Source organism: Pseudomonas arsenicoxydans, from assembly GCF_006438915.1.
Taxonomy (GTDB): domain Bacteria; phylum Pseudomonadota; class Gammaproteobacteria; order Pseudomonadales; family Pseudomonadaceae; genus Aquipseudomonas; species Aquipseudomonas arsenicoxydans_A.
The window spans coordinates 267,483-289,359 of record NZ_RCZE01000010.1; the positions used below are offsets into that span (position 1 = coordinate 267,483).

Genomic DNA, 21,877 nt, shown 5'->3' on the forward strand with positions numbered 1-21,877 from the left:
GCCGTAACCCCGGCTTTGTTACCGTAAACACGGCACTGGCCAAGGGTGACGGGTACAGACAGTCGCAGCGAACACCCGACAGTCAGCGCGACCCGGATTGCACTGATCCGAAAACCTGCGGAATATGCTCGAAAACCGCGTACTAGACGGATGCAAGCAGGAGCGACACGTTGACCCTTTCCCCCGAACAGGCTGTGCATTTCGGCCCCTACCGGATCTACCCCGGGCAACGCCTGGTGATGGAGGCCGACCAGCCCCTGCGCCTGGGCCGGCGTGCCATGGACATTCTGTTGATTCTGCTGGAGCACGCCGGGCAGGTGGTCAGCAAACAGCGACTGATCGCAGCGGTCTGGCCCAAAAGCGTGGTGGAAGACATCAACCTGCGGGTGCACATGGCGGCGTTGCGCAAAGCCCTCGGCGATGGCCAGGCCGGCCAGCGCTACATCGTCACCGTGGCGCAGCGCGGCTATAGCTTTGTCGCGCCCTATTCGCTGGAACGGATCGAGCAACAGCCCGAACTCGAAGGACCGGTGCCCAACGGCCATAACCTGCCGGTGCGCCGCACTCGCCTGATCGGGCGCCAGTCCCTGGTCGATGCACTGGTGACACAACTGGCACGCCAGCGCTTCATCACCCTCGTCGGCCCCGGCGGCATCGGCAAGACCACCGTGGCCCTGCGCGTCGCCGAACAGTTGATCGGGCGCTACCGGGACGGCATTCGCCTGCTGGACCTGGCACCGATCAACGACCCGCTGATGATCACCGCCCATTTGGCGACGCTGCTGGATTTGTCTCTGCACGATAGCGAACCCGTGAGCGCACTCGCAGCCTTCCTGCGCGACCGCCAGATGCTGCTGGTCATCGACAACTGCGAACACCTGATCGACGCCATTGCCGTGCTCTGTGAAAACATCCTGCGCGCCGCGCCCGAGGTACACATTCTGGCCACCAGCCGCGAAAGCCTGCGAGCCGAAGGCGAGTTCGTCCAGCGCCTTGATTCGCTGGATTGTCCACCGCCCATCGCCGTGCTGGACCGCGCTCAGGCCATGACATTTTCAGCGTTGCAATTGTTTGTTGAACGGGCGATGGCCAGCCACGACAGCTTTGAACTCAGCGATGACGAGTTGCCACTGTTGATCGACATCTGCCATCGCCTGGACGGCATTCCGCTGCCCATCGAACTCGCCGCCGCGCAAGTCGGCCACTTGGGTTTGAGCGGCGTGCTGGAGCAGTTGCAAGGCAGTTTTCGTCTGCTGACCCAAGGCTGTCAGACGGCATTGGGTCGGCACCAGACGTTGCGCGCCACGCTCGACTGGAGCTACGAACTGCTGACGCCCTGCGAGCAAACCTGCCTGCGCCGGTTGAGCGTGTTCAGGGGTGGTTTCACCCTGGAGTCCGCAGCAGCGGTGATCGTCGGTGAACACCTCGACCCCGGCAAAGTGTTTGGTGCGATCACTCAACTGGTGGCCAAGTCGCTGTTGAACGTGGAAGTCGGCGACGAAGAAGTGTTCTATCGCCTGCTCGACACCACTCGCAGCTACGCCCTGGAAAAACTCGACCAGGCCGCCGACCTGCCGGACACGCGAATCCGCCATGCCGAACGCTGCCTGACCTTGATGCATCAGGCGCGCAAAGACTGGGAACTCATCCCGACCAGTCTGTGGATCGAGCGGTACGCCCGGGGTCTGGAAGACATTCGCGCGGCGCTCGATTGGGGCTTGAACGGGCACGGGCCGCAAGCACTGGCCATCCAGTTGGCCGCAACGTCGATGCCGCTGTGGCAGGAGCTGTCGCTGCTCAGGGAGCACGGCGCGTATGTGCGCAAGGCATTGGCACTGCTCGACGCCACTCCCGAGCCTTGTCCTCAGTTGAAAATGAGCCTCAAGCTGGCCCTCGGCAGCTCCTGCTACCACACCCAGGGCGGCACACCGGAAACCATCGACGCCTTCGTCAGTGCCAGACTCCTGGCCAGACAGTGCAGTGACATGGCCGGTCAATTGCGGGCCGTGTCCGGGCACATGGCGGTCAATCTCAGTTGTGGCAATTATCAATTGGCGCTGGAACAGAGCCTGCAATTCGATCGCCTGGGCGGGCCTGACGACGCCGTGCTGGCGTTGAGCACGCACCGGCTGCGCGTGCTCGCGTTGCACTTCGCCGGGGATCAGGGACGGGCCCGGGTCCACGCCGAAGAGGTGATCCAGCGCATGGCCCAAAGTGGTCACCTCAATCGCTTTACCCACGGCTTTGGCGTGCAATACGACCAGAGCGTTGCCGCCCTGACGATTCTGGCGCGCATCCTCTGGTTGCAGGGCCAACCGGAGCAGGCCTGGCGCACTGCCCGCCAGGCGCTGGACATCGCGATTCAGATCAACCACGGCACCTCGATTTGCTACACCCTGGCCCTGGCCGGCTGCCTGATCGCCCACTACAACGGTGATACCCGCACCGCGCGCGAACTCTTGCGTTTGCTGCTGGAGCAAGCGCAAAAACACTCGGTGCTGCTGTTTTACACGTGGGCGCGTCACTACGCGCAGGTGATCGACCAGGCAGAGGCGCACTTGCCGCCCCCACCGGGCAACGGGTTGATCAAAGACATCATGGTCACGCTGGACGGCGGTTTCGTCGATGACGCCTTGCTGCAACGCGCGGATACCGGCATCGCCGGCTGGAGCACGGCAGAAATTCTTCGGGCCAGGGCCAATGCGCTGCTGGCAGAGGATTGCCCGTTGAAAAACGAGGCGGCCGAGGCCGTGCTGATCCGCGCACTGAACGTGGCCAGAACCCAGGGCGCCCTTGCCTGGGAACTGCGCAGCGCCACGTCACTGGCACAACTTTGGCAGCGTCAGGGTCACTATCGGCAGGCCCATGAACTGCTGGCACCGATCTACCAGCAATTCACCGAAGGGTTTGCCACACCGGACCTGATAATTGTCCGCCGGTTACTCGACGCGTTGCAATGCCACTTGCCCACCTGACACGGAGCGCGCTCGACTGACGAAACGGGCGTAGCGCCTTTCGAAATCGTGCAACGCCCCACCGTGTTCGAGTTTTTCCAGGGCGTACAGGCGAGTGGTGTTAAGGAAACGGTAGCGGCTCACACCGCGGCCCTCCTCCAGCGACAACAACGATTTGAGAGCCAGATGCTGCACAGTGTCCATCACACATCCGGGCGGCAGTGACGAGCAACTGATCACCGCAATGGCGGCGTCCAGGGTGAAGGCCATTTTGAACACGGCCAGGCGCTGCAACACCGTTTGCTCCAATGAACTCAGTTGGTCATAGCTCCAGTCCAGTGCAGCTTTCAGGGTTTGGTGCCGGGGGACGGCCGTGCGCCGGCCTTGGGTCAGCAGCTGAAAACAGTTGTCGAGTTGGGATTGCAGCCCCACCAACGCCAGTGCGTCGATCTGCGCGGCCGCCAGTTCGATGGCCAGCGGCAAACCATCGAGCCTGCGGCAGATGTCACCGACGGTGTTGAGGTCTTGTTCGCGCAGGGCAAAACCTTGTTGACGGGTGCGGGCGCGACTGACGAACAGCTGCACGGCGGAATAGCCCATGACTTGCGCAACAGTCTGCCACTCGGAGGCTGGCGGCACCGCCAGTGGAGGTAGACGCACAAGTGTTTCCCCAGTGACCAGCAAAGGTTCGCGGCTGGTGGCCAGAATCGACAGCCGGGGCGCCGCAATCAGCAGACTCTCGACCAATGTTCGACAGCGCTCCAGCAGGTGCTCGCAGTTGTCGAGCACCAATAACCCATGGCGCTGCGCCACCCCCTCAAGGGCAGTCCCGACATCGAGTTCAAGGGTGCGCGCCAGATGTTCAATAACGTGCTCGGGATCGTCAATCGCCCCCAGGTCAACCAGCCAGACGCCGTCCTGATAGTGTTGCAACAACAGTTCGCCGACGCGCAATGCCACGGTGGTTTTGCCGATGCCGCCGGGACCCACCAGCGTCATCAAACGCCGCACCGGCAACTGCCGCACCAGACTGCCGACAATCGAGTCACGCCCCGTCACTGGCGTGAGCCGTGCAGGCAGGTTGTGTTGAGCTTTCTGTAGGGACTGGATCGACACCGGCGCGCCTGCCGGCAGGAGCTGCACCAGAGCGACAAAGCTGTACCCGCGCTGGGGAATGTTGACGATGTAGCGCTGGCCGTTCTGCCCGTCGCCCAGGGCGCGGCGCAGCGCAGCAATGTGCACACGCAGGTTGATTTCTTCGACTACCGAGGTCGGCCAGACCCGGGCAATCAGTTCGTCCTTGCTGACCACCGTCCCCGCGCGCTCGACCAGCACCTGCAAAATGTCGAGGGCCCGCCCGCCCATGCGCAGCGGCCGATCGCCTTCCAGGATCAGCCGTTGCCGCTGGTGAAACGCGTAGGGGCCGAAATGCAGCACCGCTTCGCTGTGCAAATATGTGAGGCTGTTCATGCACGTTCACGTGCTGAAAACCTGGCCCGGCTCAAAGTGCCACAAACCTCCTTCGCACTCGCCCTCCAGGCTCCCGCACCTCCATTGCAAAGAGTTCAGGGGTATCTTGGCAGCCCTGCGTGACGGTTCAACGGCCACGGAGGGAGCGCCCCGGCCATCACGGTGCTCGCAACGGACACAATGCGCTAGCTGAACTGTTCGCGGTACTGGCTGGGGGTCAGACCGAGTTTTTCGCCGAACAGAAAACGCATGTGCCGCACACTGCCGAAGCCACTTTTGAACGCTACGGTCTTGAGCGGCAGGTCACTGGTTTCCAGCAAGCTCCTGGCGCGGTCGATGCGCGCGTTTTGCAAAAATTCCATCGGTGTCATGTTCACTTCCCGGGCAAAAACCCGGGTGAAGTGCCGCGCACTCATGGTTGCCAGACCGGCCATGCGCTCAATGCAGAATGCTTCATCCAGGTGTTCCAGCACAAAGTTCTGCACCCGGGTGATCGGCGTTTCGTGCGGGGCAACCGTGGCCATCAACGGGCTGAATTGCGCCTGTCCGCCCTGGCGCTTCATCACCACCAACAGCACTTTGGCCACGTCTTGCGCGACTTTTTTGCCATGGTCTTCGGCGACCACCGCCAGCGCCAGGTCGATGCCGGCGGTCACCCCGCCGGAGGTGATGAGGTTACGGTCCAGCACGTAAATCTGATCGGTCTCCACGGTGGCCTTGGGGAAGCCTTTGATCAGTCGTTCGGTGTAGTGCCAGTGAGTGGTCACCCGGTAACCATCGAGCAATCCGGCGTGTCCCAACACGAAAGCACCCGTGCAGATCGAACCATAGCGCCCGGCGCGACTCACGGCGCCCATGAGCCAGTTGAGCAACGGCGGGTGTCTCTCGTTATAGGCACCGGGGCCGCCCGGCACCAACAGCAGGTCGTAACCTTGAATCGCCTGATCAATGTGCAGATCGGCCTGAACGTTGACGCCATTGGAAGCACGCAGCGCGCCAGGCTCGGTGCCGATGGTCGTCAGTTCGTAATGGTCAGCCGGGGCCAGGTAACGGTTGGCGATGGAAAACACCTCCATGGGACCGGCCATGTCAAGCAGGAGGAAGCCCGGGAATAACACCATCGCTACGGTTTTCATGGGTTAGGAATCACTGAAGTCAAAGGAAGATCCATCGGCTGAACACTAGTCCCCTGTGGGAACGAACCCTGTGGCGAGGGGGCTTGCCCCCGTTCGGCTGCGAAGCAGTCGTAGAGATTCTGGGGCCGCTGCGCGACCCAACGGGGGCAAGCCCCCTCACCACAGGACTCGCTCCCACAAGGAGGAATGCGCCAAGCAAAAAAGGATGCTGTGCATTATGGCCAATCGTGGCGTCAGCGTCGGAGAAGAATACGTGATCGCCCGCACATTACTGTCAACTCAGTCAGGACAGTGTTTCAATTTCTATCTACTTATTGCACCCGTCAGTAACCATTAACCTTCTCCTCACTCGGACGAATCAACGTCCCACCAGGAGATTTCATCATGCTGACCCTTCGCAAAGCTTCTGATCGCGGCGCGGCCAATCACGGTTGGTTGAAGTCGTTCCATACCTTTTCCTTCGCCAACTATCGCAACCCGAAAGAACAGGGTTTCTCCGACCTGTTGGTGATCAACGATGACCGCGTGGCGGCCGGTAAAGGCTTTGGCCAACACCCTCACCGCGACATGGAGATTTTCTCCTACGTGCTCGAAGGCGCGCTGGAACACAAGGACACGCTGGGCACCGGTTCGGTGATCCGGCCGGGTGACGTGCAGTTGATGAGCGCCGGCAGTGGCGTGGCCCACAGCGAGTACAACCACTCGGCGACACGGCCCGTGCACTTCTTGCAAATCTGGATCGTGCCGGAAGTCAGCGGCGCCAAACCGCGTTATCAGCAAGAGCACTTCAGCACGCAGAAAAAACGCGGGCGTCTGCAACTGATCATCTCCCCCGACGGCGACAAGGGTTCGCTGAAGGTGCGTCAGGATGCACGGGTGTACGCCGCGCTGATCGACGGCAAGGAAAGCGCTGCGCTGGAACTGGCGGCGAATCGTTATGCCTACGTGCACGTGGCCCGGGGCAGCGTTGAACTCAACGGCGTGCAGTTGCAGGAAGGTGATGGCGTGCGGGTTCGTGATGAACAGGTGCTGACGTTGAGCAATGGTGTGGATGCCGAAGTGCTGGTGTTCGACCTGCGCCCGCAAGAGCTGCCTGAAATGCCGTAAGGCCAAGAAATCGCAGCCTCGTTTCACTCGTCAGCTCCCACAGGATTAGGCTTATACCTGTGGGACCTGCCTGAAAGGCCCCATGATCGAAATATCGCAGCCTTGATTTGCTCATCAGCGCCCACAGGTCTGGCTTATACCTGTGGGAGCTGACGAGTGAAGCGAGGCTGCGATTTTTTAAGCTTCACTCGCCCGTCCCTGAAAACACCGCGACAATTTCTTCAATCACCGCCCGCACCCGCGCGGTGTGCCGCAAGTCGGCGTGGGTCACCAGCCAGACGTCATACGGCAGCGGTCGTGTGCGCTCCGGCCACAGTCTGACCAGCCCGTCCCTCTCCCCCATGTACACCGGAATTTCCCCCAGCCCGATACCCGCCGCAATGGATCGACGCACCAGCAGGCTGGAGCTCAGGCTCGACACGATCCGCCCGCGATTCAACGGCTCCGACACCAGCGTCATGTCCTTCTGGCTTTGCAGATACGGCTGATACACCACCAGATCATGCCCTTCAAATGCCGAACCCGGCGCCGGCACCCCGTTGGCGTCTACGTACGCCTGGGACGCAAAAAGACCCACCGGCCAGCGAGCGATTCGGCGCGCGATCAGGTCCGGATTATCCGGCCGGGTATTGCGCACGGCGATGTCGGCTTCGCGTTTGGCCAGACTGAGAATCTGTGTCGAAGCGTCCAGTTGCACGCGCACGTCGGGGTGCTGCTGATGAAGGCGCGCAATGGCCGGGATCAGGAAATCGATGGCCATGGAATCCGTGGTGCTAACCCGAACGAGGCCGGTCAATCGGTCATCCAGCCCCTGGATCTGCCGCTCCAGCTCCAGTGCCGAACGCTCCATTTTTTCCACCGCCGCCAGTGCCGCCTCACCGACGGCGGTCAGTGCGTAGCCTTCCGAGGTGCGCAGGAACAACGTGGCACTCAAGGACTTTTCCAGCGCCGTTATCCGCCGGCCGACCGTGGCCTGATCGACCCCCAGCACCCTCGCGGCGCCGCGCAGTGTCGACTCTCGGCACACCGCGAGGAATACCCGTGCGTCATCCCAATTCATTCGGCTTTCCTACTGATGCAGTTACGCATCACCTTAGCGCAAAATAGCTGCGTTATTGCATCAGATAATCGCGGTAGCCTGTAGGCCAGCAAACACCTCCCAGGATCCTGCTCATGCACAGCTCACCGCCCCCCTCGCGCAGCGCCCTCTGGCTGCCGATCTTCGCCGGCCTCAGCGCCAGCCTGGTCAGTATTGGCCTGGCGCGATTTGCGTACACGCCGTTGATTCCCTCGTTGATCCAGGCGCACTGGTTTTCCGCCAGCGACGTGGTTTACCTCGGTGCCGCCAACCTCGTCGGTTACTTGATTGGCGCCCTGATCGGCCGCCCCGTCGCGCAACGCACCTCCAACAAAACCGCGCTGCGGCTGATGATGTTTGCGGTGACGTTGTCGTTCTTCGCCTGTGGCTTTCCCTTGTCGGTGAGTTGGTTCTTCGGTTGGCGCCTGCTGTCGGGTGTTGCCGGGGGCGCGATCATGGTGCTGGTGGCCGCAACCGTGCTGCCACACGTACCGGCATCTCGCCGAGGGTTGGCCAGCGGTGCGATTTTTCTCGGCATTGGCCTGGGCATTGCCGGTTCGGGGACGATTGTTCCGCCGTTGCTGAGCCTTGGCTTGCAGCAGACCTGGTTCGGCCTTGGCCTGTTGTCCCTGGTGCTCACCGCTGCCAGTTGGTTCGGCTGGCCGTCGGAGGTACATCACACAGGCGTCACACCATCAATCGACGAGCCCAAGACTGCCACTGATCCACGGGTTTACCTGCTGTTTGCTCAATACGCGTTCATGGCCGCCGGGCTGGTGCCCGCGATGGTGTTCCTGGTGGATTACGTCGCCCGTGGTCTCGGCGCAGGGCCGCATGTCGGCGCGCTGATTTGGGTGATGTATGGCCTTGGCGCGATTATCGGGCCCGTGAGTTACGGCTTTCTGGCGGATCAGTTCGGCGCGAAAGTCAGTATTCGCCTGGTGCTGGTGGTGCAGGCGATTGCCGTTGGCCTGCTGGCGATATCGAGTTCTTTTGCGGCGCTGGCCTTACTGGCGGTGATTCTCGGCTCGTTCCCGCCGGGCATCGTCCCGTTGGCGCTGGCACGGGTTCACGAACTGATCCCGCAGCATCACCAGCAGCAAGTGGCCTGGAGCCGCGCGACGGTTTCGTTCGCGACGTTTCAAGCCATCGCCGGGTTTGCCTATTCGGCGCTGTTCAATGCCAGCGGCGGTCATCACGCCCTGTTGTTTGTCATCGCGGCCGGTGCGATTGTGGTTGCACTGCTGCTGGAACAGGGCATGCGTTTGCTCAACCGTCGTGATGATTTATTGCCTGCCTTGGACTGAATCACCGCTCTCTTAATGCGGTCCCACTGTTATGACTTCTCTATCCCAGGACTTCGACATGACCTTGCCTCAAACCATGACCCTGATTGAAATCACCGAGCCCGGCGGCCCAGAGGTTTTAAAACCGCGCCAGGAGCCGGTGCCCACCCCGGCGGAGGGTGAAGTGCTGATTCGCGTACACGCGGCCGGGATCAACCGCCCCGATGCGCTTCAACGGGCCGGCAAGTACCCGCTGAAACCCGGCATGAGCCCGTTTCCGGGGCTGGAAGTGGCTGGGGAAGTGGTGGCCATCGGCACCGGCGTCACCGAATTTATCGTGGGCGACAAGGTCTGCGCGCTGACCAACGGCGGCGGCTACGCGCAGTATTGCGTGGCACCGGCCGGCCAGACACTGCCGATCCCTGAGGGGATGGATTGGGTACATGCAGCGGCAGTCCCGGAAACCTTCTTCACGGTGTGGGCCAACCTGTTCGAGATGGGCGGCGCCAGCAAAGGACAGCGCGCATTGATTCACGGCGGTACCAGTGGCATCGGCACCACCGCGCTGATGTTGTGCCGCGAATTCGGGGTCAAGGCATTTGCCACGGCGGGCAGTGAGGACAAGTGTGCGGTGATCCGCCAGTTGGGGGCCGAGCCGATTAACTACCGCGACCAGGATTTCGCCGAGGTCATCGCGCAAAAAACCGGCGGCAAAGGCGTGAACGTGATCCTCGACATCATGGGCGGTTCGTACCTGAATCCGAACATCGCGGCACTGGGCATGGAAGGCCGATTGGTCATGCTGGGCTTTCTCGGCGGTGCTCACGCCAAGGATGTCGACCTGCTGGCGATCATGGCCAAGCGCGCAATCATCACCGGTTCCCTGTTGCGCTCACGCACCCGCGAAGAAAAGGCCTCGATTGCCGAGCAACTGCGTGAATATGTCTGGCCCGTGCTCGCCGCCGGGCGCTGTTTGCCGATGATTGACAAGGTGTATGCGCTCAACGACGCGTCACAGGCCCATGCGCGGATGGAGGCTGGGGATCATGTTGGGAAGATTGTGTTGAAGGTGGATTGATCGGGATTTTGCGTTGGCAGGAATGGCCCCATCGCGGGCAAGCCCGGCTCCTACAGATCCCTTGTGGGAGCCGGGCTTGCCCGCGATGGGGCCAGAAAACTCACCACAAAATTTCATACGGCTGTCGAAATTGTTCCCACCCCAGCCACGCATCTGCTAAAAACCGTCCTTTCCCGCTGATCTCCCGGACCATCGCATGTTGTCGAATTTGTTGAGCCGCTTGAGCCGTCGCTGGCTACCGCTGCTGTGCATGGCCACATTGATCGTAGGCCTGCCGGTCAGTTGTGGCGTGCTCAAGTACAAAGAACGCGAGCTGCTGTTTCGCATCGAGCCGGGCACGGCCGGCTGGTATCGCGGCTTGCCGAGCGATGTGCAGGAATTCGACATCAAACCCGCCAGTTTCAAGGCCGGGCAAAATCTGCATGCCTGGTGGTGGCCGGCGGCGCGTCGGGATGCGCCGTCGATCCTCTACCTCCACGGCGTGCGCTGGAATCTGACGGGACAGGCATTTCGCATCGAGCAATTGCGCGCGATGGGCTACTCGGTGCTGGCCATCGACTACCGTGGCTTCGGCCAAAGCAAAGGGGATCTGCCTTCGGAAGCCAGTGTTTACGAAGACGCCCGGGCCGCCTGGGAGCGCTTCACCCAGATACAACCGGACGCCAACAAGCGTCTGATCTACGGCCATTCCCTGGGCGGCGCAGTGGCCATCGACCTCGCGGCAGACCTGGCCGCACAGGCGAAAAAGCACCATGACCCCGTGCCGGTGCGCGGCCTGGTGATCGAGTCCACGTTCACCTCGCTGGGCGATGCCGTGGCGCAAGTGGCCGACAGCAACCTGCCGGTGAATTGGCTGCCGGTGCGTTGGCTGCTGTCGCAGAAGTTTGATTCCATCGACAAGATCGTCGACATCGACATGCCGCTGCTGGTGGTCCACGGCCTGGCCGACCCGTTCATGCCTTCACGCTTCAGCGAGCAATTGTTCAATGCCGCCAATGAACCCAAGCGCCTGCTGCTGGTACCCGGTGGGACGCACAACAACAGCATGAGTCTGGGTGGCAGTCAGTATCGCCAGGCAATTGATGGTTTGATGAAAGCCAAACCTAGCGGTAACCCCGGGCTTGCAGGTTGAACAACTGCGCGTAACGCCCGCCCGTCGCTACCAGGCTGTCGTGATCGCCGCGCTCAAGGATCGTGCCCTGATCCAGCACGATGATGTGGTCTGCGTTGCGCACGCTGGAAAACCGGTGGGAAATCAGCAACGTCATGCGGCCTTCGGTGTGCTGGCTGAAATGCTCGAACACCGCCGCTTCCGCTGCCGGATCGAGGGCTGACGTCGGCTCATCGAGAATCAGGATATCGGCGTCGCGGCGCATGTAGGCACGCGATAACGCAATCTTTTGCCACTGCCCGCCGGACAACTCTTGCCCACCGGCAAACCATCGCCCCAGTTGTGTGGCATATCCGCGATCCAGACGCTCGATGAACGGCGCGGCCATGCCCTGCGCCGCAGCGTCCTGCCAGCGTTGTTCATCGTTGAACGCCAAGGTGTCGCCAACGCCGATGTTTTCGCCCACCGAGAATTGGTAGCGGATGTAATCCTGAAAAATCACGCCGATGCGCTGCCGCAGTGTGTCCTCCTGCCAGGCCTGCAAATCGCTGCCGTCGAGCAAAATGCGACCTTGATCGGGGCGGTACAAACGGGTCAGCAACTTGATCAGCGTGGTCTTGCCCGAGCCGTTCTCGCCCACCAGCGCCAGGCTGCGCCCCGGCACCAGGTGCAGGTCGATGCCTTCCAGCGCTGCACGACTTGCGCCCGGATAACGAAAAGCCACGTTTTCGAAACGCAAACCATCGCCGGGCACCGCGCCCTCCGTGAGCGTCCCGGAATCGGCCACCACCGGTTCGGCCAGGTACTCATAGAGGTTCGACAGATAAAGACCATCTTCATAGAGCCCGCTGATGGCGCTCAAGCTGCTGCTGACCGCGGTTTGCCCCTGCTTGAACAACACCAGGTACATGGTCATTTGCCCAAGCGTGATATTGCCGTGAACGGCATCGACTACCACCCACGCATACGCCAGGTAAAACGCCGCCGTGCCGAGCAGGCCGAGGACAAATCCCCAGCCATCGCGACGCAACGTCAACCGACGGTCTTCGGCGTAGAGACGGGCGAAGGTATCGCGATAACGCTGCAACAGCAGCGGCGCGAAACCGAACAGCTTGACCTCTTTGATGTACCCCTCGTGGGACAGCAGCGTCTCGATGTAAGTCTGCTGCCGGCTCTCCGGCGCCCGGCGGGTGAACAGCCGAAACGCATCCCCGGAAAAATGTGCCTCGGCGAAAAACACCGGCAACGCCCCCACCACCAACAGCACCAGCGCCCACGGCGAAAAGTGCACCAGCAATACGCCGAAGCTGATCAACACAATCAGGTTCTGGATCAGCCCCAACGACTTCATCACCAGCGCCAGCGGCCGGGTCGACGCCTCGCGCCGTACCCGCACCAGCTTGTCGTAGAACTCGGAATTCTCGAACTGCACCAACGACAACGTCTGGGCCTTCTCCAGAATCATCGTGTTGACCTTCTGCCCCAACTGCACGCGCAACAGCGACTGCTGAACCGACAACGCCCGTTGCGTAGCGGACAACAACGCCAGCACCCCCGCCTCCATCAACACATAACGCACCACCGGCCACAACGGCGCACTGCCCTGCTGCGCATGCAACTGCATGGCGCTGACCACCGCGTCGACGATGCGTTGACCTATCCAGGCCGCCAGCGCCGGGAGGACACCGGCGATCAAGGTGGCCAGGACCAGGCCGAGGAACAATCCACGGGAGGTGCCCCAGACCAGGAGCAAGGCGCGTCGGGCCTGGTCGAACAAGGCAGTGAGGCGGTTAAGGGCCGCTGGCATGGGGGCAAGCTCGCAGAGGACAAACAAGGTGACAGGGTACTTCAGCCGGGCAATGGGCGTGATGCGAATCAACTGTAACGTTTGTTCGCTTGACGCGAGAGGACGTCAGGATGAGGATCGACCGACTTTCAGATCACTGAGCAAGGAAGCCGGGATTGATACCTGAATGGAACCCGGAGGGACTTCTCCCTCCCATCAATGAACAAAACCCTGCCGGGATGGACCGATCTCCCTATGAGGTTGATCTCTTGGCCTTCATAGAACGCTTCGCGATCAGTCTGGATCGATGTCAAATTCTGGATGGCTATCTCTCGCATCGCTCTGAGTTACACAGGATGGGCATGGCTGAAGGATTCCAATGGCTGAACGGTAGTTTTGCAGAGAACATTGAGCTGATTGATCAGCGCGCTCCCGGAGATATCGATGTCGTTACCTTCACTTTTGCAGGTGATGAGTTCTATGACGCTTTGCAACCCGGGCAACTAAAATTGTTAGGCGCAACACGGGAGGCTCAGACCTTCTTGAAACATCAGTACAAAGTTGATTTTTATATTCAGTCACTCCGTGATGCCCCTGAACGCTTGGTAGAAATGACCTCGTACTGGTACAGCATGTGGGCCCATCGCAGATCAAAACAATGGAAAGGATTTCTACGGGTTGACCTTGATCCTCGCGAGGATCGAGCGGCACTGGCCATGCTGACAGCTCGTAAACTGGAGCTAGCGCATGAATAGAAACGAATACCTGCACACGTCGGCAGAGCTCCTCTTTCTGGAGAAGCAGCTAGCCAAACCTGGGCTCAGCAAGCTATCTGCAATGTCCATTCGCTCCCGCATTGCGCAAGCAAAATCTGCGCTTGAAGCGAATAGTCAGAACATGTACCAACCTGCGAAAGTCGTCATTACCTATCGTGGTGCCCCCGTTTTAGGGACTCAGGGAATATTGGCCGAATTTGGTATTGCAGCAACGCAAGCGTTCAGCGAAGCTATTGCCACCATTGCTGCGTCAATCTCGGGAACTCTTGCCGATAAAGGCCCTATTCCAAATCGGTCAAACAATCAATTACTCATAACGGGAACGGCCCTAGGCTCCTTTGGCTTCGAACTGGAGGAAGTCCCTTCTGCGGCGCAATCGGAAATGGAAGGGATCTCTTTGGTTTCACAAGCCATCGACCTTATGACCGAGTTGCTCGAAGCAACGACGAAGAGTGATGAAGAGCTCTCCGAACCGGTGTCGAGACTGGCCGATAGAGCCCTGTCGAGCGTCGCAGACTTCCTGGGAAAGCTGTCCAGCTACGACGCATCTTGTTCACTCACCACTCGCAACGGTCAATTTCAGTTCGCAGACAGTGAACAGGTTCGCAGAAGCAAAGCTCGGCTAAGCCTGGATAACATCCAGGAAACGACAGAGACGTTTACAGGTGAGTTTATTGGAGCGCTCCCGGATAAGCGGGCATTCGAATTTCGGACCATCGACGGTCTGGTTATTTACGGAGGTATCCCGAGAGCGATCCCCAATCCGAATGAGGTGAACGCGAATCTCTATAAAACCTTCGACATAACATTAAGCGCCAAGCGAATCGGCTCCAGCAAACCTCGCTATATTCTTCAGCGCTTTCCTTGGAATAACTGATACGACGGTACAGTCGACTTCACTCCCCCCCCACCTGAAACCGCGCCCGATACCGCCCCGGGCTCTCCCCTGTCCATTTCTTGAACGCCCGATGGAACGCACTCGGCTCCTGAAAGCCCAGCCGTTCAGCGATGTCGCTGATGCTCGCCTTGCTCTGGCGCAATTGTTCAAACGCCACGCCGCGCCGTACTTCGTCCTTGATCTCCTGATACGAGCAGCCTTCACGCTCGAGTTTGCGGCGGAAGGTGCTGGGGCTCAGGTGTTGTTCCAGGGCGAAATCCTGCAAGGTCGGCCATTCGCTGTAGTCGCTGTTGCGCAGGCGCTGGTGGACTTGCGAGGCCAGGCCGTGCTGGTTGCGAAAGCGGATCACCAGCCATTGCGGGGCCGTGCGCAGGAATACTTTGAGTGAGGCCAGGTCTTGCACCACCGGCAGGCGCAGGTAGTGGCTGGCAAATTCTATTTCGGTGCGTTCGGCGCCGAAGGTCAGGTTGGGGCCCCACAGCAGGCGGTCGTCGCTGAGGGACACGCGTTCATGACGGAAGTCTGCACGGTCGATGGGAATGCGACGCCCGCCCAGCCAGCACATCAGGCTGATCATCAGCACCAGGAACGTCTCTTCGCCAAAACGGCTGACGTCGTCGTTTTGCGCGTGGGTGTCGAGGCTGATGATTGCGCGCTTGCCGCGCACGGTCAGGGTGCCGCGAAAGTCGCGCAGGAACAGGCCGAAATTGGCCAGGCACTGACGCATGGCTTTGTGCAGGTCGGACTCTTGAATCAACGCTCGGCAGATCAGGGCGAAGCTGCCCGGCGGCATGCCGTGGGAGTCGAGCCGGAAAAACTCGTCGTTCAACTCGCGGATCTGAATCAGCCACAGTTCGGCAAATGCACTGGCCGGCACCCGCGCCGTGGGCTCAGCCATCAACGCCGGGTCGATACCGGCCTGTTCCAGCACAGCCGTCAGGCGCTGCGAATCTCCTCCCAGGGCGTGGATCATGGCTTGCACGAAATAAACGGCAACCGAGTCGTTTTCCCGCATGTGAACGTTTCGCTCCCTGACACTTGAATGGCAAAAAACACCAGCACCGTTGAACAGTTGCGGCATAGGACAACTGACCGGCCGGTTCTAGACTCGCGGCCAATAGTACGCCTTCGACCGTTACGACGGCCAAGGTATCGCAAGGTATGAGTGGAAGGACGGCAACATGAATCTGCAAAACATCGGCGTGATCGGCGCGGGCACCATGGGCAACGGGATTGCCCAGGTCTGTGCGCTGGCCGGCTTCACCGTGACCCTGATCGACATCTCCGAGAGTGCCCTGCAAAAGGCTCTGGCCACCGTGAGCAAAAACCTTGATCGCCAGGTCGCCAAGGAAACGCTGACCGAGGAACAGAAGCACGTCGCCCTCGACAGGATTCGCACCAGCACCCAGTACGACAGCCTGAAGAACGCGCAACTGGTGATCGAAGCGGCCACCGAAAACCTCGACCTGAAACTGCGCGTGCTGCAACAGATTGCCGCGCAGGTCAGCACCGAGTGCGTGATTGCCTCCAACACCTCGTCGCTGTCGATTACCCAACTCGCCGCCAGCGTCAGCCAGCCTGAGCGTTTCATCGGCCTGCATTTCTTCAACCCGGTGCCGGTGATGGGTCTGATTGAGGTGATTCGCGGCCTGCAAACCAGCGACGCCACGCACGCCATCGCCCTGGACATGGCAGCCACCCTGGGCAAAACCGCGATCACCGCCGGCAACCGCCCAGGCTTCGTGGTCAACCGGATTCTGGTGCCGATGATCAACGAAGCCATTCTGGTGCTCCAGGAAGGCCTGGCCAGTGCCGAAGACATTGACGCCGGCATGCGCCTGGGCTGCAACCAGCCGATCGGCCCGCTCGCCCTGGCCGACCTGATCGGTCTGGATACCTTGCTGGCTATCATGGAAGCCTTCTACGACGGCTTTAACGACAGCAAATACCGCCCGGCTCCGCTGCTCAAGGAGATGGTCGCCGCCGGTTATCTGGGCCGTAAAACAGGACGTGGCTTCCATGCCTATGCCTGAGCGTTGCTCGCGCTTTAACGAGTACCGGGACAAGGTGCTGGAGTTGTTTGCCAGCAAGGGTTTCGGTCAGGTCGGCATGCGTGAGCTGGCGACGTGCCTGGGGCTTTCCTCGGGCTCGTTGTATCACCATTACCCGAGCAAGCAGCACTTGCTGCTTGACCTGATCGAGGAGTTCTACGAAGAGCTGCTGGCGACTCTGGGCCGCCTCGATCAAAAGGGCCCGGCGAAACGCGACAAACTGCAAAACCTGATCCGTGCGCATTTGAATCTGCACCGGGAAATGCCCTGGCATTTTCGTCTGGCGGAGCGCGACAGCGGTTGCCTCAATGACGACCAACAAGCGCGCGTCCGGCAATTGCGCGAGCAATACGAACACCGCCTGCTGCTGATGCTCGGCTGCAAACCGCGGATCGGTGAACAGGCGCAACGGGCCACAGCGCACGCCATCGCCAATTTGCTCAACAGCGCCCCCAGCTGGTTGATGCAACATCCGCTGAATGACCATGAGCGCGATGAACTGCTGGAAAATATGGTCAGCGGGGCCATCGAGCGTCTGCTGCGGCCTTCGGCGCCACGCGCGGTGGCGTGAGCACCTGACGCAATGTCAGGTGCACGCGTGCACAGGCGATAAAACAACGCACTTCAATAGAAAAATCATCTAAACAAATTTTGCCAAACACTCCCTCTAACGCTTTGCTAATGGCGGCCAATTACTGCGGAGCCGGCGGTTAACCCAACCTCGCCCGGCCTCCTGCGTTACCGGGAGCACACCATGAAAATCAATCCTTACCTGATCTTCAACGGCGACTGCAAAGCCGCCTTCACCTTCTATGAGAAAAGCCTGCCCGGCAAGATCGAAGCCATGATGACCTTCGGTGAAACCCCGGCCGGGGAGCACGTGCCGACGGATCTTCACAACCTGATCATCCACACCCGCCTGGTGGTGGGCGATCAGGCCATCATGGGGTCCGACACGACACCGGATCGTCCCGTCGATGACATGGCCGGTTTTTCGGTTTCGCTGAATGTCGACAGCATCGCTGAAGCGGAACGGGTCTTTAATGCCTTGTCGGAAGACGGCACCGTGCACATGCCGCTGGAACAGACGTTCTGGGCGGCGCGTTTCGGCATGCTGGTGGATCGGTTTGGCGTGTCGTGGATGGTCAATTGCGAGAAAGATCAGTAACACGCTTTTGCGACAGGCATGAAAAAGCCCAACTTGAAAAAGTTAGGCATGGAATGTCGCCGGGCAACCTATCAGAGGGCGAAAGGCTAAATAGAGCATTGGCTAGTCGCGGCCTGAGCGACTAGCTTTAACGTGGTCCGGATCATGAACGTAGTGCCAGCATTCGCTGAGCAGAGACACAGGCAGGACACTGACCCTTCGCTTGATTGGCAAAATCACATTAATGGAGCACAGTCCCGATGAATATCAAAAACAAAAGCCGTGCCCTGCTGGGTTTGGCACTGCTGGCTGCTGGCCTTGCCGGTTGCCAGACGAATCAGCAATTTATTGCTGCCAATCAAGATGCCGCGTTGAAGGTGGTGACCACTCGCGCAGCCTTCGAAATGAACTGCCAGGCTGTAACGCCGACTGTATTGTCGAGCAAAGTAGCCCAAATGCAATATGGCTATGCCCGTACCGAATACACCGTGGGTGTTCGTGGTTGCGGCAAGCAAGCGGTGTACATGGCACTGTGCCTGGACACCAGCACCTGCAATGCCTACACCGATACCGCCCGCCTCGGCCAGTACTGATTGACCCGCCGCCGCAACCCACTTGCGGCGGCTTTTCAGTAGCGTCCACATCCTTCGTAAAAAGGGGACAAACCGCAACGCCAGCTGCCGTTACAAAGTGCGTGTTGGCTGAACTGGCTGACAGGTTCAGAGCTTGGCGATCGAGACCTCGGTGGATTTGACGAAGGCAATCACTTCGCTGCCTACTTTCAGTTCAAGGTCACGCACCGACCGCGTGGTAATCACGGAGGTGACGATTCCAGAGGCGGTTTGCACGTCGATTTCGGACACCACTTCGCCTTGGACGATTTCCTTGATGACGCCCTTGAACTGGTTCCGCACGTTGATCGCTTTGATGGTCATGATGAGGCTTCCTGTCTGGTGTCGGACGCATCCGTGCGGATGCGCAGGCCCTCAAAGTGCACCACCCGCACAAACAACAAAAGGAATAAATAATTATCTATTTATTCCTTTTTTGAATATTAGTTACTCGCCTGCGAGGGCGATTTCAACCATTCGTCGCATAGGCAAATCTTTGACGCAGCGCTTGAAGCGTCTGGCTTGGGGATTGCAAAGGCCGGTCGTAGCCGCCCGGAAACGACGTAATTCTGACGCGACGACAATCAACTCAACACTTAAGGACCCCAGCGAAACGCTTGGTGAGTCACCGGAGATTTAACGTGTCAACCCTCAGTGAAATCGCAGCGAACCACGCGAGAATGGCTAAATTACAGGCACCAGAGTCGACCGGATTGAGTGAACGGCACGTTCAAATTGTGGGGTGCTTCGAAGTGCCCGTCATGGAAGAACAACAGCAGCACATTCCATTGCACTTGATCGCTGGGGCGCAGGACAACCACCTTGCCCAGGCGGCGGGTTATTTGCTCTGAGTGAGTGTGTGCACGAAGGAGTGGCACCAACCGGTTGGTGACCACTTCTCGCGCACGTACTTGTGGCGAGTCGCTATTGCGAAGGCATCGATCGTTGCGATGATCGTTCCCACGCTCCGCGTGGGAACGCCTCAAGGGACGCTCCGCGTTCCAGCCACACTGCCGGTGTCGAGCCGGGCACCCGTTTGACGCAGAGCGTCATGGGCTGCATTCCCACGCAGTGCGTGGGAACGATCATTCAGCGACGCTAATCCGAAGCCTGCGCCCGCAACCGCCGCCCCACTACATCCAGCACATCGCAGCCATCGCGCAATGGGATGGCGCACAGCAACGCAAAGTCGCTGAGGATGAAGGATTCGCACTCAAGCGAACCGCGCATCGACATGTTTTCCAGTACCTGAGTGACGGCACGAATTCGGTAGTTGGCGGCTTCGTATAAAACATCGAGCGGTGCGTGGGTATCGACGAACAGCGTGGGCATGTCGGTGCAGTTGCTGGTGAGGGCCATGAAGCGGCTTTTGGGGTGGGGGATTGGTTTTTCGTAGGGTGGATCTGGGTGAAGGGTTTTCATCGAATTGAGTCCTAACGTAGGGATTGAAGCCGCCAGATATCACTTCCACGCAAATAGGTGGCGGCTGTACGCAGGTGTGGAAGACCGGGACGTTAGGCACCCGGCGCACTCGAAAGCGCCCCGCGCACAGCCACCAAAAAACACAGACGATAAAAAACGCCGAACTGGTGGCGCTTGATGCGCCTAACGATAGAAGGGCTTCCACGCCCTGTCACTGAATTTGCAGCGACAGGTGAAAGACTATCGATGAGATCGGACCTGCACCAGTTCATGGAAGCCGCTACGAGTTGAAGGAAACTTCCGACGAGCCTGCCCGGAAATTTCGCTGACCACCAATCGATCAAAATTGACCAAGCCGTTTGGTCAACCTGCTCGCAATGTGGCGCAACCAAGCCTCTCCTGACTCCCATGCATTCCAGTAGGAGTAGTAACAACTCAACTCTTTCAATAGATACTTTCTCAGTACCAACTCATCTTTTTCCTGATTGAGCAGTGCATTGAGTTCCTTTTGGACCACCATTAAAACGTCGACGTGAGACTCGGTTAAAAAGGAGTCGAGCACCTGCTCCGCAGTCTCGTGTTCAACCAACCAATCTTGATGAAAGTACGCACCAAAAAAGTCGTGCAACTCCGAAAATTCAATATTCATAGGAAAGTGGACGGATTTATTTATGCGGACACCTGGGACTCCAGACTGACAGGCTCCACCTTTTTCCATCACCAACTATCCCGATCTTCAAGATTCGCTAAAAGAAGATCTTCCTTCGAGGTCTCCTGAGCCAAAAAATAGACATCTTGAAGAAATCCACGGGGATCCTCCAATTCATACCACTCGCCACGCGGCCAACTACCTGCATCTCCTTCATCTATATCAAACAAACTCTGAAAATCATAAGACGCATCGCTTAGCTTTTCCGCTAGAAAATCCAGCAACACTAGCTTATGTCGACAGGACAGACAACCTAAATTCAAGCTGTATTTTTTGATCAACTCCGCTCTGTCAAAGCGGTCATTAGGATTAAATACTTTCAGTTCCGCACTCCGAGTTTCCTCGCGATCATAAACATCAAAGACGCCAATAAACCACTTCAAACCGGGTTGAAATTCTTCATTTTAAAATGGATATCGCAACATCATCCCCCCCCAAAGTATAAGCAGTAAAAGGCAGCAAAAATAAATCCGCCCCCTTTGTTGGACGGCACCAAAATCAAAAAGCCAAATCAATACGAATCACATTTATTTTAATAAATTTTTGATTAAAAAACGGGTAGTCATAATGAATATTATGAGCATCGAAATCAATAAAAGATCTTAATACAACACCATCTAAATAGCCCGTTAACACACATGAAAAACTGTCATCCTCCATTTCAACTCCGACATATCCATCCTGACTTACTACCATGCTGATGCTATCAGGCAAAACCAGTTCAAACTCAACCTCGTAAGTTTTACCGACTTCAATTTTAAATGAACAGAAGTTAATAAAGCATTTGGCTATTACGCCATTGACAAGCAAAACAACCGCCTCTTCGACAACCGCGTCAATTTCCATGACAAGCGCACTATACTTTTTAGTCATTTACCGGCCATCAAAATCGATACTTTAGATAAACTACACATCCTCACCAATTAACTGTGCTCTTAAAGTAGAGATTCGACATAGAGCGTAAGCGCTCCATAAACCCCACCGACTTCAAGATGGGTAACGCGCTTAGCTAGGCGATGCCGGCGAGCAGTTCCACGGCAACAGCGCTTCGTAATCTTCAACCGAGGTCGCCAGTGGCAGCCGTTCTAATGCGTGGCGCAGCCACGCATAGGGCTCTTGGTCGTTGGCTTTGGCAGTCTCGACCAGGCTGTAAAGTTGAGCACTGGCCGTCGCGCCTTTGGGTGTGTCGCTAAACAACCAGTTCTTTCTTCCGATGACGAAGGGCCTGATCGCACGTTCGGCAGCGTTGTTGTCGAT

The 21,877-nt window shown here is 58.8% G+C and carries 23 protein-coding genes; 12 read left to right on the forward strand and 11 right to left on the reverse strand.

Going from position 1 to position 21,877, the window contains the following annotated elements; translation table 11 throughout:
* Window positions 1-170: 170 nt before the first annotated feature.
* Window positions 171-2,975 (forward strand): ATP-binding protein, encoded by a 2,805-nt coding sequence (locus EAH78_RS21560; RefSeq protein ID WP_140669345.1) that lies wholly within the window; start codon window positions 171-173, stop codon window positions 2,973-2,975.
* Here the strand turns inward: EAH78_RS21560 and EAH78_RS21565 are convergent.
* The gene (locus EAH78_RS21565; RefSeq protein ID WP_140669346.1) at window positions 2,940-4,424 is read right to left on the reverse strand and encodes an ATP-binding protein; all 1,485 of its coding nucleotides are present in this window, start codon (window positions 4,422-4,424) and stop codon (window positions 2,940-2,942) included. The two genes, EAH78_RS21560 and EAH78_RS21565, sit on opposite strands and share 36 nt — an antisense overlap.
* A gap of 185 nt (window positions 4,425-4,609) precedes the next feature.
* Window positions 4,610-5,560 carry a GlxA family transcriptional regulator gene (locus tag EAH78_RS21570; RefSeq protein ID WP_140669347.1) on the reverse strand — a complete coding sequence of 317 codons (951 nt, stop codon included), beginning with the start codon at window positions 5,558-5,560 and terminating at the stop codon, window positions 4,610-4,612.
* Window positions 5,561-5,944: 384 nt separating this feature from the next.
* Here EAH78_RS21570 and EAH78_RS21580 point away from each other — a divergent pair, with 384 nt between their 5' ends.
* Window positions 5,945-6,667, forward strand: coding sequence for a pirin family protein (locus EAH78_RS21580; protein WP_140669349.1), 723 nt, complete (start codon window positions 5,945-5,947; stop codon window positions 6,665-6,667).
* A 184-nt stretch (window positions 6,668-6,851) separates the two neighbouring features.
* Here EAH78_RS21580 and EAH78_RS21585 read toward each other — a convergent pair whose 3' ends face one another.
* Window positions 6,852-7,727 carry a LysR family transcriptional regulator gene (locus EAH78_RS21585; protein ID WP_140669350.1) on the reverse strand — a complete coding sequence of 292 codons (876 nt, stop codon included), beginning with the start codon at window positions 7,725-7,727 and terminating at the stop codon, window positions 6,852-6,854.
* 113 nt (window positions 7,728-7,840) lie between these two features.
* Between EAH78_RS21585 and EAH78_RS21590 the strand changes: the two genes are divergently transcribed.
* The 3 genes from EAH78_RS21590 to EAH78_RS21600 all read left to right on the forward strand — a co-directional run bounded on the left by EAH78_RS21590 (window position 7,841) and on the right by EAH78_RS21600 (window position 11,241).
* Window positions 7,841-9,052 (forward strand): YbfB/YjiJ family MFS transporter, encoded by a 1,212-nt coding sequence (locus tag EAH78_RS21590; RefSeq protein ID WP_140669351.1) that lies wholly within the window; start codon window positions 7,841-7,843, stop codon window positions 9,050-9,052.
* Window positions 9,053-9,110: 58 nt separating this feature from the next.
* Window positions 9,111-10,109 (forward strand): NAD(P)H-quinone oxidoreductase, encoded by a 999-nt coding sequence (locus EAH78_RS21595; RefSeq protein WP_140669352.1) that lies wholly within the window; start codon window positions 9,111-9,113, stop codon window positions 10,107-10,109.
* 196 nt (window positions 10,110-10,305) lie between these two features.
* Window positions 10,306-11,241, forward strand: coding sequence for an alpha/beta hydrolase (locus EAH78_RS21600; RefSeq protein ID WP_140669353.1), 936 nt, complete (start codon window positions 10,306-10,308; stop codon window positions 11,239-11,241).
* Here EAH78_RS21600 and EAH78_RS21605 read toward each other — a convergent pair.
* Window positions 11,213-13,027: an ABC transporter ATP-binding protein gene (locus EAH78_RS21605; RefSeq protein ID WP_140669354.1), complete on the reverse strand. Its 1,815-nt coding sequence runs from the start codon at window positions 13,025-13,027 to the stop codon at window positions 11,213-11,215. The genes EAH78_RS21600 and EAH78_RS21605 overlap by 29 nt on opposite strands.
* A gap of 155 nt (window positions 13,028-13,182) precedes the next feature.
* Between EAH78_RS21605 and EAH78_RS21610 the strand changes: the two genes are divergently transcribed.
* Window positions 13,183-13,761 (forward strand): DUF6932 family protein, encoded by a 579-nt coding sequence (locus tag EAH78_RS21610; protein ID WP_140669355.1) that lies wholly within the window; start codon window positions 13,183-13,185, stop codon window positions 13,759-13,761.
* The gene (locus EAH78_RS21615; protein WP_140669356.1) at window positions 13,754-14,659 is read left to right on the forward strand and encodes a hypothetical protein; all 906 of its coding nucleotides are present in this window, start codon (window positions 13,754-13,756) and stop codon (window positions 14,657-14,659) included. Before EAH78_RS21610 ends, EAH78_RS21615 begins: the two co-directional genes overlap by 8 nt.
* Before the next feature lie 19 nt (window positions 14,660-14,678).
* On the opposite strand, the gene EAH78_RS21620 is transcribed toward EAH78_RS21615, so the two are convergent.
* Window positions 14,679-15,695 (reverse strand): AraC family transcriptional regulator, encoded by a 1,017-nt coding sequence (locus EAH78_RS21620; protein WP_140669357.1) that lies wholly within the window; start codon window positions 15,693-15,695, stop codon window positions 14,679-14,681.
* A 166-nt stretch (window positions 15,696-15,861) separates the two neighbouring features.
* Here EAH78_RS21620 and EAH78_RS21625 point away from each other — a divergent pair, with 166 nt between their 5' ends.
* From EAH78_RS21625 to EAH78_RS21640, 4 genes are all read left to right on the forward strand, one after another.
* Entirely contained in the window at window positions 15,862-16,713 is an 852-nt protein-coding gene (locus tag EAH78_RS21625) for a 3-hydroxybutyryl-CoA dehydrogenase (protein WP_140669358.1), read from the forward strand.
* Window positions 16,700-17,302 carry a TetR/AcrR family transcriptional regulator gene (locus EAH78_RS21630; RefSeq protein WP_140669359.1) on the forward strand — a complete coding sequence of 201 codons (603 nt, stop codon included), beginning with the start codon at window positions 16,700-16,702 and terminating at the stop codon, window positions 17,300-17,302. The genes EAH78_RS21625 and EAH78_RS21630 overlap by 14 nt, the downstream gene beginning before the upstream one ends.
* A 183-nt stretch (window positions 17,303-17,485) precedes the next feature.
* Window positions 17,486-17,899, forward strand: coding sequence for a VOC family protein (locus EAH78_RS21635; RefSeq protein ID WP_140669360.1), 414 nt, complete (start codon window positions 17,486-17,488; stop codon window positions 17,897-17,899).
* A 239-nt stretch (window positions 17,900-18,138) separates the two neighbouring features.
* A complete protein-coding gene (locus EAH78_RS21640; protein ID WP_140669361.1) occupies window positions 18,139-18,471 on the forward strand; it encodes a hypothetical protein in 333 nt (110 codons plus the stop codon).
* Window positions 18,472-18,597: 126 nt separating this feature from the next.
* Here EAH78_RS21640 and EAH78_RS21645 read toward each other — a convergent pair whose 3' ends face one another.
* On the reverse strand, window positions 18,598-18,813 hold the full coding sequence (locus EAH78_RS21645) for a TOBE domain-containing protein (protein WP_027921432.1): 216 nt from the start codon (window positions 18,811-18,813) through the stop codon (window positions 18,598-18,600).
* A 317-nt stretch (window positions 18,814-19,130) separates the two neighbouring features.
* Between EAH78_RS21645 and EAH78_RS21650 the strand changes: the two genes are divergently transcribed.
* Window positions 19,131-19,340, forward strand: coding sequence for a hypothetical protein (locus tag EAH78_RS21650; protein ID WP_140669362.1), 210 nt, complete (start codon window positions 19,131-19,133; stop codon window positions 19,338-19,340).
* A 247-nt stretch (window positions 19,341-19,587) separates the two neighbouring features.
* Here the strand turns inward: EAH78_RS21650 and EAH78_RS21655 are convergent, their stop codons facing one another.
* The 5 genes from EAH78_RS21655 to EAH78_RS21675 all read right to left on the reverse strand — a co-directional run.
* The gene (locus EAH78_RS21655; RefSeq protein ID WP_140669363.1) at window positions 19,588-19,911 is read right to left on the reverse strand and encodes a hypothetical protein; all 324 of its coding nucleotides are present in this window, start codon (window positions 19,909-19,911) and stop codon (window positions 19,588-19,590) included.
* Window positions 19,912-20,251: 340 nt separating this feature from the next.
* The gene (locus tag EAH78_RS21660; RefSeq protein WP_240051919.1) at window positions 20,252-20,629 is read right to left on the reverse strand and encodes a contact-dependent growth inhibition system immunity protein; all 378 of its coding nucleotides are present in this window, start codon (window positions 20,627-20,629) and stop codon (window positions 20,252-20,254) included.
* Window positions 20,629-21,003, reverse strand: a complete 375-nt coding sequence (locus EAH78_RS21665; RefSeq protein ID WP_240051920.1) for a hypothetical protein — start codon at window positions 21,001-21,003, stop codon at window positions 20,629-20,631. Before EAH78_RS21665 ends, EAH78_RS21660 begins: the two co-directional genes overlap by 1 nt.
* A 115-nt stretch (window positions 21,004-21,118) precedes the next feature.
* Window positions 21,119-21,493 carry a hypothetical protein gene (locus EAH78_RS21670; RefSeq protein WP_140669364.1) on the reverse strand — a complete coding sequence of 125 codons (375 nt, stop codon included), beginning with the start codon at window positions 21,491-21,493 and terminating at the stop codon, window positions 21,119-21,121.
* A 132-nt stretch (window positions 21,494-21,625) separates the two neighbouring features.
* Window positions 21,626-21,877: transposase domain-containing protein (locus EAH78_RS21675; RefSeq protein WP_140667246.1), on the reverse strand; the 252-nt coding region annotated here is incomplete at its 5' end.